The organism is Streptomyces sp. (assembly GCF_036524955.1).
GTDB lineage: Bacteria > Actinomycetota > Actinomycetes > Streptomycetales > Streptomycetaceae > Actinacidiphila.
In genome coordinates, this window is record NZ_DATDBG010000193.1 from 1 (window position 1) to 15,739 (window position 15,739).

General features: G+C 73.5%; 10 protein-coding genes and 1 tRNA gene. 6 read left to right on the plus strand and 5 right to left on the minus strand.

Going from position 1 to position 15,739, the window contains the following annotated elements; genetic code table 11:
- The 4 genes from VIW71_RS15955 to VIW71_RS15970 all read right to left on the minus strand — a co-directional run.
- On the minus strand, window positions 1–1,269 hold a 1,269-nt coding region (locus VIW71_RS15955), incomplete at its 3' end, for a PrsW family intramembrane metalloprotease (RefSeq protein WP_331622950.1).
- A gap of 169 nt (window positions 1,270–1,438) precedes the next feature.
- Window positions 1,439–2,149, minus strand: a complete 711-nt coding sequence (gene trmB, locus VIW71_RS15960) for a tRNA (guanosine(46)-N7)-methyltransferase TrmB (RefSeq protein ID WP_331622959.1) — start codon at window positions 2,147–2,149, stop codon at window positions 1,439–1,441.
- A 320-nt stretch (window positions 2,150–2,469) separates the two neighbouring features.
- Window positions 2,470–3,705: an L-2-hydroxyglutarate oxidase gene (gene lhgO / locus VIW71_RS15965; RefSeq protein ID WP_331622951.1), complete on the minus strand. Its 1,236-nt coding sequence runs from the start codon at window positions 3,703–3,705 to the stop codon at window positions 2,470–2,472.
- 201 nt (window positions 3,706–3,906) lie between these two features.
- Window positions 3,907–5,322, minus strand: a complete 1,416-nt coding sequence (locus VIW71_RS15970; RefSeq protein WP_331622952.1) for an MFS transporter — start codon at window positions 5,320–5,322, stop codon at window positions 3,907–3,909.
- Window positions 5,323–6,139: 817 nt separating this feature from the next.
- Between VIW71_RS15970 and VIW71_RS15975 the strand changes: the two genes are divergently transcribed.
- Together VIW71_RS15975 and VIW71_RS15980 are read left to right on the plus strand one after the other, a co-directional pair.
- Window positions 6,140–8,392 carry an asparagine synthase-related protein gene (locus VIW71_RS15975; RefSeq protein WP_331622953.1) on the plus strand — a complete coding sequence of 751 codons (2,253 nt, stop codon included), beginning with the start codon at window positions 6,140–6,142 and terminating at the stop codon, window positions 8,390–8,392.
- Between the two features lie 124 nt (window positions 8,393–8,516).
- A complete protein-coding gene (locus VIW71_RS15980) occupies window positions 8,517–9,938 on the plus strand; it encodes a DNA polymerase III subunit delta' (protein ID WP_331622954.1) in 1,422 nt (473 codons plus the stop codon).
- Between the two features lie 657 nt (window positions 9,939–10,595).
- Here VIW71_RS15980 and VIW71_RS15985 read toward each other — a convergent pair.
- A complete protein-coding gene (locus VIW71_RS15985; protein WP_331622955.1) occupies window positions 10,596–11,531 on the minus strand; it encodes an NADP-dependent oxidoreductase in 936 nt (311 codons plus the stop codon).
- A gap of 207 nt (window positions 11,532–11,738) precedes the next feature.
- On the opposite strand from VIW71_RS15985, the gene VIW71_RS15990 reads away from it, so the two are divergent.
- The 4 genes from VIW71_RS15990 (at window position 11,739) to VIW71_RS16005 (ending at window position 15,599) form a co-directional block, all read left to right on the plus strand.
- The gene (locus VIW71_RS15990; RefSeq protein ID WP_331622956.1) at window positions 11,739–12,140 is read left to right on the plus strand and encodes a winged helix-turn-helix transcriptional regulator; all 402 of its coding nucleotides are present in this window, start codon (window positions 11,739–11,741) and stop codon (window positions 12,138–12,140) included.
- 441 nt (window positions 12,141–12,581) lie between these two features.
- A complete protein-coding gene (locus tag VIW71_RS15995; protein WP_331622957.1) occupies window positions 12,582–13,700 on the plus strand; it encodes a hypothetical protein in 1,119 nt (372 codons plus the stop codon).
- A gap of 96 nt (window positions 13,701–13,796) precedes the next feature.
- On the plus strand, window positions 13,797–15,377 hold the full coding sequence (locus VIW71_RS16000; protein WP_331622958.1) for an alpha/beta hydrolase: 1,581 nt from the start codon (window positions 13,797–13,799) through the stop codon (window positions 15,375–15,377).
- 145 nt (window positions 15,378–15,522) lie between these two features.
- A tRNA-Thr gene (locus tag VIW71_RS16005) sits at window positions 15,523–15,599 on the plus strand.
- Window positions 15,600–15,739 lie beyond the last annotated feature (140 nt).

The window sequence follows — 15,739 nt, forward strand, 5'->3', positions numbered from 1 at the left end:
GAAGGGGGGTGGGGGAAAGGGGGTGAGGAGGGCGGGCCGGGCGAGGGATGCGCGGTGCCAGAGGTGGTGGAGGAGTTCGGATTCGCGGGCGGAGAAGTCGGGGGTGGGCAGGCCCCGGGTGGCGGCGGCGCGGAGGAAGGCGAGGTGGGTGGCGAAGCCTATGTAGTCGCGGACCGCGCGGGCGGCGGCCTCGCCGTAGAGGCGGCGGGCCGTGCGGCGGGCCTGGGACCGTATCCGCATGGAGGCCAGGGCGGCGGGCTCGGGGAGGGTGAGCCAGCCGGCGGTGGCGTAGACGGGGAGGGTGGCGCGGATGGTGCGCAGTTCGTTGGAGCGGGCCCAGAAGGCGAGCGAGACGATCAGGCCGAAGACGGGGATCATCACGGACACGTACACCGTGAGGAAACCGAGCGGGGAGAACTGCGCGGAACCGTTCCACGTGCCGTGCAGGACCATCGCCAGCAGCCAGCCGGCCAGTGGCGGGAACCAGCGCCAGCGCCAGCGGCGGCCCGGGCGGGTGGTGGCCGCGATGGCGAAACCGAGGCCCGTCATCGCCGTGAAGAGCGGGTGCGCGAAGGGCGTCATCAGGACCCGCACGAAGAAGGTCGCAGCGGTCACGGTGACGCCCTCGCCGAGCGCCTTGTCCTCGCTGAAGGCGGTGCCGAGGTAGAGGATGTTCTCGGTGAACGCGAACCCGGTCGCGGCCAGCCCGCTGAGCACGATGCCGTCCACCAGCGACTCGATGTGGCGGCGCCGGAAGAGGAAGAGCAACAGGATCGCGGCGCCCTTCGCGGTCTCCTCCACCAGCGGCGCGACGAACGTCGCCCCCCACTCGTCGGTCTGCGTCGGACTCGCGGAGAACGTGGACCCGAGCAGCTTGGCGCCGTACTCGTTGGCGAACAGCGCCACCAGCGTGGCCGCGCACGAGCCCCACGAGAAGGCGAAGACCACGTTCTGCCACGGGCTCGGCGCCACGTGGTCCAGCCACAGGAAGGCCCAGATCAGCAGGGGCACCGGCAGGATCGCCAGCGCCAGCCCGACCAGGAAGGGCTCGGTCCCGATGTGCTGCCGCACCAGCGCCAGAATGACCACCCCGCACACCGCGAGGCCGGTGAACAGCGCCCCGGTACGCACCGCCTTGCTCTCCCAGAACGAGTGCCGCGGCGCGTAGTGCGTCGTGGCGTTCCAGGGAGGGGCGGGGGAGGGGGTGGAATCGGGCGGCGGGTACACATGCTCGCTGGCTGAGTCGGGCGAGGACGAGTACGTGGACACCTGTCGACAGTACGGGGGGTGGGGTGCGGTGCGCGAGGGTGTATACGACGTCGGACAGGCGCGACGGGTACGGTCGCGCCCCGGTCGTCCGGTCACGCTCCGGTGGTACGGCCGCGCGCCGGCCGTACGCGCACGCCCCCGTCCGTACGGTCGCGCCCTTGTCCTCCGGTCATACGCGCGTGAAGAGCAGGTCCCGCACGACATGGCCCTTCGCCAGGCCCTGGCGCTCGAACTTCGTCATCGGGCGGAAGTCGGGGCGCGGCGCGAAGCCCTCGTGCCGGTTGACCAGGCCCGGGGCCTCGGTCAGTACGTCGAGCATCTGGTCGGCGTACGGCTCCCAGTCGGTCGCGCAGTGGACGACGGCGCCCGGCCGTAGCAGGGGGGTGACCAGGGCGAGGAAGGACGGCTGGATCAGGCGGCGCTTGTGGTGCTTGGCCTTGGGCCAGGGGTCGGGGAAGTACACGCGCAGGCCGGACAGGGAGGCCGGGGGGAGCATGTCGCGGAGCAGCACGATGGCGTCGCCGTTGGCGACCCGTACGTTGGTCAGGCCGAGGCTGTCGGCGAGGGCGAGCAGGTTGCCCTGGCCGGGGGTGTGGACGTCCACCGCGAGGATGCCGGTGGAGGGGTCGGCGGCGGCCATCCGCGCGGTCGCGTCGCCCATGCCGAAGCCGATCTCCACCACCACGGGCATGTCCGGTGAGCCGAAGAGGGCGGGCAGGTCCAGCGGGGTGCCGTCCAGCTCGACGCCCCACCGCGCCCAGTGCCGTCCGATCGCGGCGGCCTGCGCGTGGGTGACACGGCCGCGCCGCGCGTGGAAGGAGCGGATGCGGTGCTCGGCGCGCGAACCGGCCGGGTCGGGGGCCGGGCCCGAGGGGAACATGCGGGCGCCTGCCGGCGGGGCTGGGGGGAGGGAGGGTGAGCTGGACACGATGGTTCGATTCTACGGTTCTCCGCGCGGGCGGGTGTGCGTGCGGGTGTGCCGTGGGATGCCCTGCGTCTTCCGCGCGGAGTGCGGGCACTCGCAGGGTCCGTACCCGCCCGCGGCCACCTGTGCGGATTCGATTTCGGCTGACGGTTCTCCGGTGGGGCGTGCGCGCCGTCGGGCGTCCGCCCGTCCGTACGAGCGCGCCTTCCCGTCCGCCCGTCCGTACCGGTGCGCCTTCAGGCGTACGACCTCACGCCCCCGTGCCCCACGCCCCCTCACAGCGCCTCCAGCGCGCGCCGCGCCACCTCGCGGCCGATCGGCAGCGCGGCGGTCGCCGCCGGGGAGGGGGTGTTGAGGACGTGGACGAACGGGCCGGAGCCGGCGAAGAGGAAGTCGTCGACGAGGGTGCCGTCGGGGAGGACGGCCTGGGCGCGGACGCCGGCCGGGGCCGGGCGGAGGTCGGCGGGGCGCAGGGCGGGGAGCAGGCGGCGGGCGTCGGCGGTGAAGGCGCGCTTGGACAGGGACCGGCGGATCTCGCCCGCCTCCTGGCGCCAGTGGCGGCGGGCGATCCGCCAGGTGCCGGGGAAGGCAGCGGTGTCGGCGAGGTCGCGCAGCCGTACCGTGCGTCGGCGGTAACCCTCGCGGGCCGGCGCCGGGACCGCGTTCGGACCGAGGTGGACGCCGCCGTGCACGTCACGGGTGAGGTGGACGCCGAGGAAGGGGAAATCGGGGTCGGGGACGGGGTAGACCAGGCCCCGGACGAGGCCGCGACGGGCGGGCGCGAGTTCGTAGAACTCACCGCGGAACGGGATGATCCGCATGCCGGGGTCGTGGCCGGCCAGGCGGGCGATGCGGTCGCTGTGCAGGCCGGCGCAGTTGATCAGGACCTTGGTGCGCAGGTCGGTGAAGTGCGAGCTGCTGCCGGAAGTCCCGCTCACGGTGCGGACCGTGACGGGCCCCTCCGGATCGCGCCGGGAGATCTCCGTGACCCGCGCCCCGTAACGGATCTCGCCGCCCGCGTCCGTGATCAGGCGGGCCAGCGCCCCCGCCACGGCGGTGAAGTCGCAGATGCCGGTGGAGGCGACGTGCAGGGCTGCGAGGCCGGCGATCTCCGGTTCGGCCTCGGCGATCTGGGCGGGGCCGAGTTCGCGGACGGTCAGGCCGTGTTCGCGGCCGCGCTGGGCCAGGGCGTGCAGGCGGGGGAGTTCGGCGTGGGCGGTGGCGACGATCAGTTTGCCGGTGATCTCGTGGGGGATGCCGTGGTCGGCGCAGAACGCGGGGGTCTCGGCGGAACCGGCCAGCGCGTACCGCGCTTTCAGGGAGCCGGGCCGGTAGTAGATGCCGCTGTGGATCACGCCGCTGTTGTGGCCGGTCTGGTGGCGGGCGGGGCCGGGCTCCTTCTCCAGGACGGTCACGCGGACGCCCGGGGCGGCCCGGGTGAGGGCGAAGGCCGTCGCCAGGCCTACGATGCCGGCGCCGATCACGGTGAGATCCGTCGTGGAGCGGGTCACGGTGTGCGGTTCCTCCGGGGAGCGGGCCGGTTCTGGTTGGCCGGGTGGGATGTGCCTACCCTCGAAACGCCGGGCGGACCCAGTCTTCGTGTCCGGCGGGCGGAACCGCCGGCCCGGCAGCGCTTCCCGCCCTCGAAGGCCGGGCAGGCCCGATGGTGCCGGCCGGTGGCCCGCCTGCCCACGAACGGCGGGCCTGACTCACTACGCCGGAGCCGCCAGCAGCGGGCGCGCCCTTTCCCGCAGCTCCAGGACGCGCGGCTCGTCGTTGTAGGGCTCGAGGCGGTGGAGGAGGTCGCGGACGTACTCCGTGGTGCGGGCGGAGGAGATGCGGCCGGCCACCTCCACGGCCTTGACGCCCGCGGCGCAGCAGGCGTCGAGGTTGCCGGATTCGAGCTCGGCGACGGCGGAGACGACCAGCCGCAGGCCGTGGGAGCGGACGAACTCCTCCGTGGGACGGGCCAGGGCCTGCTCGGTGAAGCGCTGGACCTGGCGGGGTATGCGCAGGTCGCGGTAGCACTCGGCGGCGTCGGCGGCGAGCCGGTCGTAGGAGTAGAAGCCGAGCCAGCTCGGGTCGGCGTCGCCCTCGCGGGAGCGCTCCAGCAGGGCTTCGGCAGCCGCGAGGGAGGCTCCGCAGGCCGCGGCCTCACCGGCTTTGGCGTGGGCGCGGGCCTCGACGAGGTGGAAGAAGGACATGGTGCGGGCGGTGGCGAGGCCGCGGTTGCGCTCCAGCGCCGCCTGGGCGAGGTCGACGCCCTCGTCGGCGAAGTTGCGGTAGGTGGCCTGGAGGGACATGGAGGCGAGGACGTAACCGCCGAGGGGGACGTCGGCGGCGGCGCGGGCCAGCCGCAGCGCCTGGATGTAGTAGCGCTGGGCGGCTTCCTGCTGGCCGGTGTCGAAGGCCATCCACCCGGCCAGGCGGGTGAGTTCGGCGGTGGCGCCGAACAGGGCGCGGCCCACGTCGTCGCTGTACGAACCGAGCAGCAGCGGGGCGGCCTCGACCCGCAGGCACTCCGGGACCATGCCGGAACGCCAGTCGCCGCCACCGTACTTGGAGTCCCAGCGGCGGGCGTCCTCCGCGGCCTCCCGCAGCTTGGACACGTCGGTGTGGCCGACGTGCGCCATGCCGGGCGCGGGGGCGTCGCGGGCGACCGTGGCGTCCGCCGGGGTGATCAGCCACCGCGAGGCGGGGGTCACATAAGCACTGACCGCGAAGGATCCGGCCAGGCTCTGCCAGATACCGGCGCCGCCCGGGCCACGCCGGCCGGCCAGATCCAGCCGCCACAGGTCGGTGGCTGATTTCACCGCCTCGCCGACATCGCGGGGGAAGGCGAGGCCGACCTCGGGGGCCGGGTCGGCGTCGGCGAGACCGATCTCGTGCAGCGGTACGGGCCGACCGAGCTTGCCGGAGATGGCCGCCGCGATCAGATGGGGGGCGGCGCCCTGCGGGATCATGCCCTTGGTGACCCAGCGCGCGACCGAGGTCTTGTCATAACGCAGGGTCAGACCGCGTTGTGTGCCGAGGTCGTTGACCCGGCGGGCGAGTCCGGCGTTGCTGATGCCCGCCAGAGCGAGAAGGGTGCCGAGTTTCTCGTTCGGCCCGCGGTGTTCTCTGTTCACTGCGGTTCACCTCGTGATGCCGCTGGGGGCAGGCCGGACGGCCTGGTCTTGTCGTGGGGTACGGGGGTCGCCCTCCCCCCGGAACCGATTCAGCCACCACGGCCGCCGGTGCACGGCGGGCGCGGCGCATGCGCCGGGTACCCGAGCCGCGCGTACGGGTGCGAACCGGGTACACCCAGCGTAGTTCGCCGCATCCCCACCGTTAAGAGCCTTGTGCCGGATGGCGCGAATCCGGCCCCCCGTCCGGGGGCGGTACACCGGCGCGATCCCGCGCGTGCTCCCGTTATATGTGGCCGTGCGCCCGGCTGTGCGCTCTGTGGCGCTTCGGGCGGTACCGCTTGCATATGGGGTGTGGTTCGGCCCGCGGCTCCGGCAGGCGGCTATGGCGGGGTGGGGCGGGCCAGGGATTCCGTCGCCACCATCCCCGCGGGCGGCGGACCGGCCCGGGGGGCGGGCATTCGTTCCCCGGGTCGGCGTGTCCCGCCGGCCCGCGCCGGACCGGCCGGCGCGGCCTCGTCAAGCCGAAACCCGCACCCCCGGTGCGGCATTCGATCGGCGGCATATCAACCGCGTCATGTGCCGCAGACTTTGGCGCGAATCCGACGTTTCGTCTCGGGTGCGTCTCACGCTCGCTTCCAGCGTGCGACCCGGCGCTGCTTGGTGCACCCATGCGCCTCTTTGTGCGCTTCCACGTGGCAGCATGGTCTCCCGGACGGTCTTCCGGATGGTTTTCCGGACGTCAGTCGTGGCGAGACGTGGCGGTTCGCGGGGTGACGGTGATCGCACCCCGGGCTGTCCACAGCCTGTGGAGGCGGCGATGCGGTGGTTGGTGGGGTGGAGCAGTGCCGCCGCGGGGCCCGTTCCCGGCGCCAGGTCCCGTACGCTCCGGCCGGTCGGCGCCCAACTGCTCTGGGCGGACCCCGATCCGCTGTGGGCGGTGGGGGACTGGCGGCCCGACGAGATCCGGGTCGTCCACGCCGACCCGGCGTACGCGGGGCGCGGCACGAACGGGGTGAACGGCGGGAACGCGCGCGGGGCTTCGTACGGGAACGGGACGGCGTACGACCGCCCGTACGGTCAGCAGGCCGGGCAGGCCTACGGTCCGTACGGACCGGGCTCCGGTGCCGGGCCCCGTGCCGGGACGGGGGCGCACGGGGTCGCGCGGCTCGCGGTGCTCGGGCGGTGCGGGGCGAGCGACGCGGAGCTGCGGCGCGGGCTGGTGGCCGCGCGCGGCGGGGCGCTGCGGCACGTGACCACCTGGCCGGGCAGTTACACGGCGGTGCTGCAACTCGGGCGGCGCATCACGGTGCTGGGCGACATCGCGGGCGCCCGGCCGGTCTTCCACACGCGCTGGTCGGGCGGTACGGCGTACGCGACCGCCGCGCTGCCGCTGGCCGACCTGGTCGAGGCGGGACTCGACGTCACACACCTCGCGGCCACCCTGGCCTGCCCGGACGCGCCCGAGGCACTGGTCGACGGGACGCCGTACCTCGGTGTACGGCGGGTGCCGCCGGGGCACGCGCTGATCCTGCGGGACGGCGCGCCCGAGATCAGCGGGTACGAGCCGACCGTCTCGCTCGCCGTGGGACACCAGCCGGCCAGCGCGGCCGAGGCGGAGGCGGCGGTGGCCGGCGTACGGGACGCGCTGGTGGAGGCGGTGCGGGCACGGCTGGCGCACCCCCGGTTCGTCCCCGAGCCGGGGGAGGCGCCCGCACCCGGAATCGGCGCGGACCTGTCCGGGGGGAGCGCGTCGTCCACGCTGGCACTGCTCGCGGCCGGGCTGCCCGGGATGCCGGGGACCCTGCCCGGGGCGCCCGGGTCGCTGGCCGGGGAACGGCTGCTCGCCGTCACGTTCAACGACCTGGCCGGCGGCGGGCCGCAGGCGCGCGAGGCCGAGTTGGAACGGGCCCGGCGGATGGCCGCCGACCCCCGGCTGCGGCATGTCGTGGTGGCGGGCGGCGCGGAGGCGCTGCCCTACGCGGAGCTCGCCGAAGGCCCGCTGACCGACGAACCCGGGCCCTCCCTGGTGGTCGCCGAACGGCACCGGCGGCGGCTTGCCGCGGGCGGCGCGGATCACCTGATCGGGTACGGCGCGCGGCAGGTGCTTGACGCGCACCCGGCGCGGCTGGCCGACCTGCTGATGGACCGGCGCCGCCGCCACCTGGTGCGCCCGGTGGCGGCGCTCGCGCGCGCGGACGGCGGGCACGCGCTGGTCGTGCCGTTCACGGTGCCGATGACGGTGTACCGCGCGGCGCGGCGGCTGGCCCGCACGCCGTACCAGCGGGGGGTGGAGGAGGCCGCGGCGCGGCTGCTGCGCAGTGACTACGGGGGCGGGAACAGCTTCGGGCCGGACGACGCCTTCTTCGGTGCGTCGGCGGTGTCCGGGCCGCTCGGGGCGTCGCTGGCCGCGATGGCCTGGGTACGGCCGGGGCCCGCGGCGCGCTGGCTGACCGGGGAGGCGCTGGCCGAAGTGTCCGTTCGCCTCCAGGACGCGGCACGCCGGCCCTGGCCGCTGGAACGCCCCGGCGAGCGCCGGGCCCGTGCCGCGCTCGCCCGCCACGCGGCGGACTACCGGGTCCTGGAACAGGCCGCGGCCGTACCCAGCCAGCGGCTGCACGCGCCCTTCCTCGACAACCAGGTGGTACGGGCCTGCCAGGCGCTGCCGGGTGCCTTGCGGGTACGGCCGGGGGCGCGGGCCGACGTGCTGCGGGACGTCCTGGAAGGCGCGGGCGTGCGGGAACTCCCCCCGGGCTGGGGAGCGAACTCCTCCTCCACCACGGCAGCGGCGGCCCGCACGGGGCTGCGCTCCTCCCTCGACTTTCTCCTCGACCTCTTCGAGGCCCCGCTGCTGGCGGACGCGGGGCTGGTGGAGGCGCGGGTCGTCCGAGCGGCCCTCCGGAGCGCCGCGTCGGGCGAGGCCCTTCCCCTCGACGGCCTCGGTGACCTGGTCGCCACGGAGGTCTGGCTCCGCCGCCTCCTGGCCCGCCGCGGCTCCTGCTGGACGGGGGCGGGGGAGGGGGCGCCGGAACAGCGGGCTGTCGCTTCGGGGGTGCAGCGGCTTTCGCTGTGAAGGGGGGCGGGGGGCTTGGGCGGGGTCGAGCGGGGGGCATTCGGAGGGCAGCCCGGGGTGTCGGCGGTGTGCAGCAGAATGGGGAGCGCGCACAAGAGGTCGAGGTAAGGCGAGGGACGTACGCATGGCCGTATGGGACGACGTTGTCGGCCAGCCCCGCGTAGTGGCGGAGCTCGCCGCCGCCGCGGCGGACGCCGACGCCCTCGTAACAACCGGAACGGCATCGGCATGGCCGTCCGTGACGGAGGAACCGCCGTCCGTGGCCGGTGAGGGCCTTTCCGTTGAAGCGGGGCCGGACTCCGGCACCGGGGAGCCGCACCCCGGCATCACGGAACTGCACCCCGGCACGGGGGGGCCGGACGCCGGCATCACGGAACTGCACTCCGGTACCGGGGGGCCGGACGCCGGTACCGGGGGGCCCCCTTCCCGGCTCGGCGCCGCAGGTGTGGGGAGCCGGATGACCCACGCCTGGCTCTTCACCGGCCCCCCGGGCTCGGGCCGCTCCACCGCCGCCAGGGCCTTCGCCGCCGCTCTCCAATGCACGAGCCCGGACCGGAAACTCGGCGCCCCACCCGGGTGCGGCTTCTGCGACGGCTGCCACACCGCCCTGATCGGCACGCACGCCGACGTGGAAACCGTCCGCACCGACCTCCTCTCCATCGGCGTCAAGGAAACCCGTGAGCTCGTCCGCCGCTCCTCCCTCTCCCCGGCCGGAGGCCGCTGGCAGGTGATCCTCATGGAGGACGCCGACCGCCTGACCGAAGGCGCCGCCAACGTCCTCCTCAAGGCGATCGAGGAACCCGCCCCACGCACGGTCTGGCTGCTCTGCGCCCCCTCCGTGGAGGACGCGCTGCCGACCATCCGCTCCCGTTGCCGCCTGCTGAGCCTGCGCACGCCCTCCGCCGAGGCCGTCGCCGACGTCCTGATGCGCCGGGACGGCATCGCCCCGCCGCTGGCCGCCGAGGTCGCCCGGGCCACTCAGGGCCACATCGGCCGGGCCCGCCGTCTGGCCACGGACGAGTCGGCCCGCGCCCGCCGCGCGACCGTACTCCGCGTGCCCCTGCGCATCGCCGACATCGGCGGCTGCCTGCGCGCCGCGCAGGAACTCGTGGACGCCGCCGGCGAGGACGCCAAGGCGGTCGCCGAGGAGGTGGACGCGAAGGAGACGGAAGAGCTGCGGCAGGCCCTCGGGGCCGGGGCCGGCGCGGGCAGCCGGATGCCCCGCGGGACGGCGGGCGTGATGAAGGAACTCGCCGACCGCCAGAAACGCCGCTCCACGCGCACCCAGCGCGACACCCTCGACCTGGCCCTGACCGACCTCGCCGGCTTCTATCGCGATGTCCTCACCCTCCAGTTCGGCGGCTCGGCCGACCGCATCGCCAACGCCGAGGCACGCGACGGCATCGAGCGCATCGCCACCTCCTCCCGCCCCGAACAGACCCTCCGCCGCATCGAAGCGGTGCTCGCCTGCCGCGAGGCGCTGGAGAGCAACGTGGCCCCCCTCCTCGCAGTGGAGGCGATGACCCTGGCCCTCCGCGCGGGCTGAGCAGCGCCGCCCTGCCCGTGGGGCCGACCGCGGCAGGCGCGGGGGCGCCGGGCCTTGCGTGTCGGCTGAGCGGTTGTCGCGTGGGTCGGGTGACCGTGGCGTCGTGCGGGCGGCGTTGGGGCTTGCGTTGGCCGATCGGTTGCCCGGGTGGGTCCGGGGTGACCGTCAGGATGCGCTCACTGTCCCGGATGGCCTCGCTTCAGCAGCTGCCCCGTGGGCCTGGGCCTCGTGACCGCGGCGTCGCGCGGGGGCGCTGGTCCTTGCGTGTCGGCTGAGCGGTTGACCGGTGGGTTTGGTGACCGCTGCCCAGCACGGGGCGGCGGCCGGCTTTGCGTGTCGGCTGAGCGGTTGTCGCGTGGGTCGGGTGACAGCCGCCTCGTGCGGGCGGCGCCTTGCGCGTCGGCTCAGCCGTGCCGCCGGGGCCGGGTGACCCGCCTCACCGCGTGCGGGCCGCCGGGCCCTTCGCGGCGGCTGAACGGCGCCCCGCCCGTTTGACGGCCGCCGCACCACGCGGGGCGCGGCGGCCGTCTACACGAGCCGGCTCCCTACCCTGCCGGCTCACCCTTCCCCTCGGGCCTTGCCACTCCCTCATCCCCTTCGGGCCTTCGGACCCCCTCATCCCCCTCGGGCTTTCGGACCGACTTACCCGCCCGGTTCTCAATCGACCGTCAGCACCACCTTCCCGGTCAACCCGCCCTCCTCCACCACCTGGTGTGCCTTCGCCACATCCCGCAGTTCGAACGTGCGCGAGACGTACGGCCGCAGCCTCCCCTCGTCCACCAGCCGGGTCAGCGCCTCCAGTGCGGTGTGATCGGGTTCGACCGCCAGGCCGATGAACCGCAGCCCCGCCGCCTCCCCCTTCGCTCGCAGCTCCGCGTTGCCGTGATCGACCGCGGTCACGAACGCACCGCCCAGCCGCAGTACCGCGAACGACCGTTCGCCGTTGTCCTCGCCCACGACGTCGTAGACGACGTCCACGTCCCGCACCGCCTCGGCGAAGTCCGTCATCCGGTAGTCGATCACCTCGTCCGCGCCCAGCGACCGGACGAAGTCCCGCTTCCCCGCGCTCGCCGTCGCGATCACGTACGCTCCGAGCGCCTTCGCGATCTGTACGGCGACATGGCCGACTCCGCCGCCCGCCGCGTGGATGAGTACGCGGTCGCCGGGGCGGACGCCCGCGTAGTCCACCAGCCCTTGCCACGCGCTGAGCCCGACCACCGGAAGCGCCGCCGCGTGTACGTGGTCCAGCGACGCGGGCTTGTGCGCCAGCATCCGCGACGGCGCGGTCACGTACTGCGCGTACGTGTTGCCGGGCCGCGGGAAGAACGGCATCCCGTACACCTCGTCCCCGACCTTGAACCGCGCGGTGCCACGCCCGACGGCCTCCACTACGCCCGAGACGTCCCAGCCGAGGGTGAACGGCGGTTCCCCGAGCATCGGGAACGCACCCGACCTGATGTACCCCTCCACCGGATTCACGGACGCGGCCCGCACCCGCACCAGCACCTCCGTCTGTAAGGGCTCGGGAATCGCCGTCTCGACGACTTCAAGAACCTCCGGCCCGCCGAAGGACTTCTGAACGATGGACAGCATGAACCTGTTCCTCACCCCTGGAATGACGCCGACTACGGCCTTGCGGCCCCGCGGCCCTACGGCTTACGCCGCCGCGCCCCGGCGGCCCGTGCAAGCCCGTGCGAGATCGCCCAAGTCTTCGGAAGCCCGCCCCGCGGCGCGTGATCCCATACTCGGCCGCCCGCTTTCCCTTGAGAAGTAGGCACCTCAACGGTATATAGGTACCGCATGGAGACCACCCCTGACCTGCGCCAATATGGTGGCGCCGATGCCTACCTGCGGAAGTGCCCCTCCCGTACGGTCCTCGACGTCCTCGCCAGCAAGTGGACCGTGCTGATCCTGCCCTCCCTCGCAGGCGGCCCGATGCGCTTCGGCGAACTGCGGCGCCGCCTCGACGGCATCACGCAGAAGTCCCTCACCCAGACCCTGCGCAACCTCGAACGTGACGGCCTGCTGACCCGCACCGTCTACCCGACCATCCCGCCGCGCGTCGAGTACTCCCTCACCGACCTGGGTCGCGATGCCGCCGTCCTGCTGGATTCCCTGCGCACCTGGGCCGAGGTCCACCTCGACGACATCCTGCGTGCCCGCCACGCGTACGAGACCAGGCCGGTCCCGCAACCGATGTGACCCCCAGGCAGTTCACCCGGACCGCTCAACCGCCCCGAGTCCTCATCCCCCTCACTCATCTTCCTGTGCCCCGCCTTCGTCCTCACCTCTTCGTCCCCGCCTCTTCCTCCCCGTTTCCTGAGCCCGGCGCCCTGAAGCCCGGCTCCCTCTGCCCCCGTCCTTCAAAGCCCCGCCCTCTTCACGCCTCGCCCTCTTCACGCCTCGCCCTCTTCGCGCCCCGTTCCTCGCGCCCGTTCCTCGCGCCCCGCTCAGTCACGTTCTCCCCATCGCTCACCCAATGAACCCGTATGGCCGTAGATGTCCTCCCTTCGAGTGATCACGAGCCCACCGCCGTAACGGCTCCCACCGCCCCGCCTCCCGCCGTTGCAAGGTGCAGGCAGCGCCCCCGCCGTCCGCCGTGTCGTCCCCGCGGGGCCGCAGTCGATCGGAGGGGGTTCCGCCGTGGCCGACATGGGCACCGTGCTGACCGTCCTGCTGTTCCTGGCCACCGGAGCGGCTGTCCTGCTCGGGCACCAGGCCATGCGGTACTGGCGTCAGGAGGAGGCCGGGCGCCCGTACGAGCTTCCCGTCGACCAACGCGGCATCGCGCTGCGGACAGGGGCCGCCGGCGCGACGGCGCTGGTGGCGATCACGCTGGCCGTAACGCTTCCGGACGCCCGCCCGACGACGCCTGCCAGCCCCACGGTCGCCACGGTCTCCCGCCCCACCCGCACCCCCGAATCGCTGCTGCCCACGCCTCCGCCCCCACCATCCCGCACACCGGAGCCGGCACCCCCGCCGGCCGGGGTCCAGACCATCGGCCACCCGGCGGGCGGGACGCTCCAAGCGCTGCCGGACGGCACACGGGTGTGGCTGCCCCCGCGATACGACTCCGCGCGCGCCGCGGGCCTCGCCTATCCCGTGGTACTGGCGCGCGTACCGGCCGCAGGGGATCCCGACCTGTACGACGGGTTCGCCCTCCAGGTGCGCCGACGCCTCGCCGACTCCTTCATCCTGGCCCTCCCGCGCGACTGCGGACACGACTCAGGGGCCGTACTGGCCGAGGTCGCCCGCCGCTACCGGGTGCTGACCGCGCGCACCGCCCAAGCCGTACTCGGCATCGGCCCCGAGGCACCCTGCGCCGTACGAGAAGCACTCGCGCACCCGTCCCGTTACACGGCGGCCGTCGGCGTCTCCGGTACGTACCCTGCGCTCGCCCCCGCACCCGGCCTGCACCCCTCCCTCCTGCTGGCCACCGCGTCCGGCGAGACCGCCCCCCGCGACTCGGCCCGCGCGTTGCGGAAGACCCTCCGCTCCCGCGGTGGCGACGTACGTGTACTCGACGGGATCTCCCGGCGGCGTCAACTCTTCGCCCTGGTCGCGAGCTACTTCACCGAAAAGCTGGACGGCCCCGCGCGGGTGGCCCCCACGAATCCACCACGGACCTCAGCCGTACTCCCGCGCCTGGCCGCCGTACCCCCACGTCCAGCACCCCCACCACCCCCTGCACCTCACACGCGAGGACCCGCCCCCGCATCTCCTCCACCATCCACCACAGCCCCGCCAATGAGGCACCCCTAATCCCGTAAACCACTCAAAAGGCGACACCTTCTCCCGTCGTCGGCGCCCCGCGGCGGATACGCTCGCAATCACCCGACGGGAGGACCCGAGCCGCCGATGCACTCCAAGCGCCTGCTCCGCATCCCTGCCACCGTGATCGCGGTGACCGGCCTGCTGCTGTCCGCATGCACCACCGGAGGGGGCGGCCGCCAAGCCGAGGCATCCTCACCGAGTACCTCCGCGGGGGCGAGTGCCACCGCCTCGCTCAAGCCGCTGCCCTCCCAGATCACGGCGGCCCTGGCGCCGTACTACGACCAGAAACTGTCGTGGCGCGACTGTGGCGTGCCCGGTTTCGACTGCACCACGATGAAGGTCCCGCTCGACTACGCGCACCCTGTCGCGGCCGACGATCTCCGACTCGCGGTGGCCCGTAAGAAAGCGATGGGCCCCGGCGAACGCATCGGATCCCTCCTGGTCAACCCCGGCGGCCCCGGCGGTTCCGCGATCGACTACCTCCAGTACGCGGCCCTCGGCTACCCCGAGCCCGTGACCTCGCGGTACGACATGGTCGCCGTCGACCCGCGCGGCGTGGCCCGCAGCGAGCCCGTCGAGTGCGCGTCCGACCAGCAGATGGACGGCTACACCGCCGTCGACACCACCCCCGACGACGCCGCCGAGATCACCGCCCTCACCAAGGCCGACAAGGACTTCACCGCGGGGTGCAAGGAACGTTCGGCGAAGCTCCTCGGCCACGTCTCGACCGTCGAGTCGGCGCGCGACATGGACGTGCTGCGGGCGCTGCTCGGCGACCAGAAGCTGACGTACGTCGGAAAGTCGTACGGTACGTTCCTCGGCGCGACCTACGCCGGCCTCTTCCCGCAGCGGGTCGGCCGCCTTGTCCTGGACGGCGCGATGGACCCCTCCGTCAACGCCCTGGAGAGCAGCCGGGCGCAGGCGGGCGGCTTCGAGGTGGCGTTCTCGGCGTTCGCGAAGGACTGCGTGAAGCGCGCGGCCTGCCCGCTGGGCAGCTCCTCGGTGAACGACGCGGGCAAGAAGCTGGACGCCCTCTTCGCATCCCTGGACGCCCGCCCCCTGCCCACCGGCACCGCACGTCGCCTGACCGAGTCGCTGGGCACCACGGGCGTCATCGCGGCGATGTACGACCAGGAGGCGTGGCCCACCCTCCGCGCCGCCCTGACCAGCGCGGACAAGGGCGACGGCAACCCGCTTCTGAAGCTCTCCGACAGCTATTACGAGCGCGACGAATCCGGCCAGTACAGCAACCTCATGTACGCCAACTCCGCCGTCAACTGCCTCGACCTCCCCCCGGCCCTCACCTCCCCCGACGCCGTCGAACGCGCTCTGCCCTCCTTCACCGAAGCCTCACCCCATTTCGGCACCACCCTCGCGTGGTCCTCACTGCTCTGCGGCTACTGGCCGCTGCCCGCCACCGGCCACCCCCAGCGCATCGAGGCCAAGGGCGCCGCGCCCATCCTCGTCGTCGGCACCACCCGCGACCCCGCCACCCCCTACGCCTGGGCCGTCTCCCTCGCCTCCCAGCTGTCCTCCGGCCGCCTCCTCACCTACCAGGGCGACGGCCACACCGCCTACGCCCGCGGCTCCGACTGCATCGACACCGCCGTCAACGCGTACCTCCTCGCGGACACCCTCCCCGCACCCGACAAAACCTGCACCTGACCACGTCGGCCTTTCTCCTCCCCGTCTCCTCCCCTCCCCGTGTCCCCTCAAGATCCCCGCCCCGTCCCGACCACCCCTGCCAACCCTGTAGACTCTCCTTCGCTGCTGCTGCCACCCCACCCGTGGCCGTACAACCGCACAACAAGCCGCCTTAGCTCAGTTGGCCAGAGCAACGCACTCGTAATGCGTAGGTCTCGGGTTCGAATCCCGAAGGCGGCTCCATGGTGAACCCCGGGTCATGCCTCTGACCTGGGGTTTTCTTGTTTCGTTGACCTTGGAAAACGCCCGAATCGGACACCTGTGGCCTGTGCATGGAGTGCGTTGGTCAGCGGTTGTCGACACCCCGTGATTCTGCATTACGC

Bases quoted from the DNA above. Each gene is read 5' to 3' on its own strand.
- trmB (WP_331622959.1), bottom strand. From the start codon at position 2,149: ATGTTCCCCTCGGGCCCGGCCCCCGACCCGGCCGGTTCGCGCGCCGAG.
- VIW71_RS15975 (WP_331622953.1), top strand. From the start codon at position 6,140: ATGCGGTGGTTGGTGGGGTGGAGCAGTGCCGCCGCGGGGCCCGTTCCC.
- VIW71_RS15980 (WP_331622954.1), top strand. From the start codon at position 8,517: ATGGCCGTATGGGACGACGTTGTCGGCCAGCCCCGCGTAGTGGCGGAG.
- VIW71_RS15985 (WP_331622955.1), bottom strand. From the start codon at position 11,531: ATGCTGTCCATCGTTCAGAAGTCCTTCGGCGGGCCGGAGGTTCTTGAA.
- VIW71_RS15990 (WP_331622956.1), top strand. From the start codon at position 11,739: ATGGAGACCACCCCTGACCTGCGCCAATATGGTGGCGCCGATGCCTAC.
- VIW71_RS16000 (WP_331622958.1), top strand. From the start codon at position 13,797: ATGCACTCCAAGCGCCTGCTCCGCATCCCTGCCACCGTGATCGCGGTG.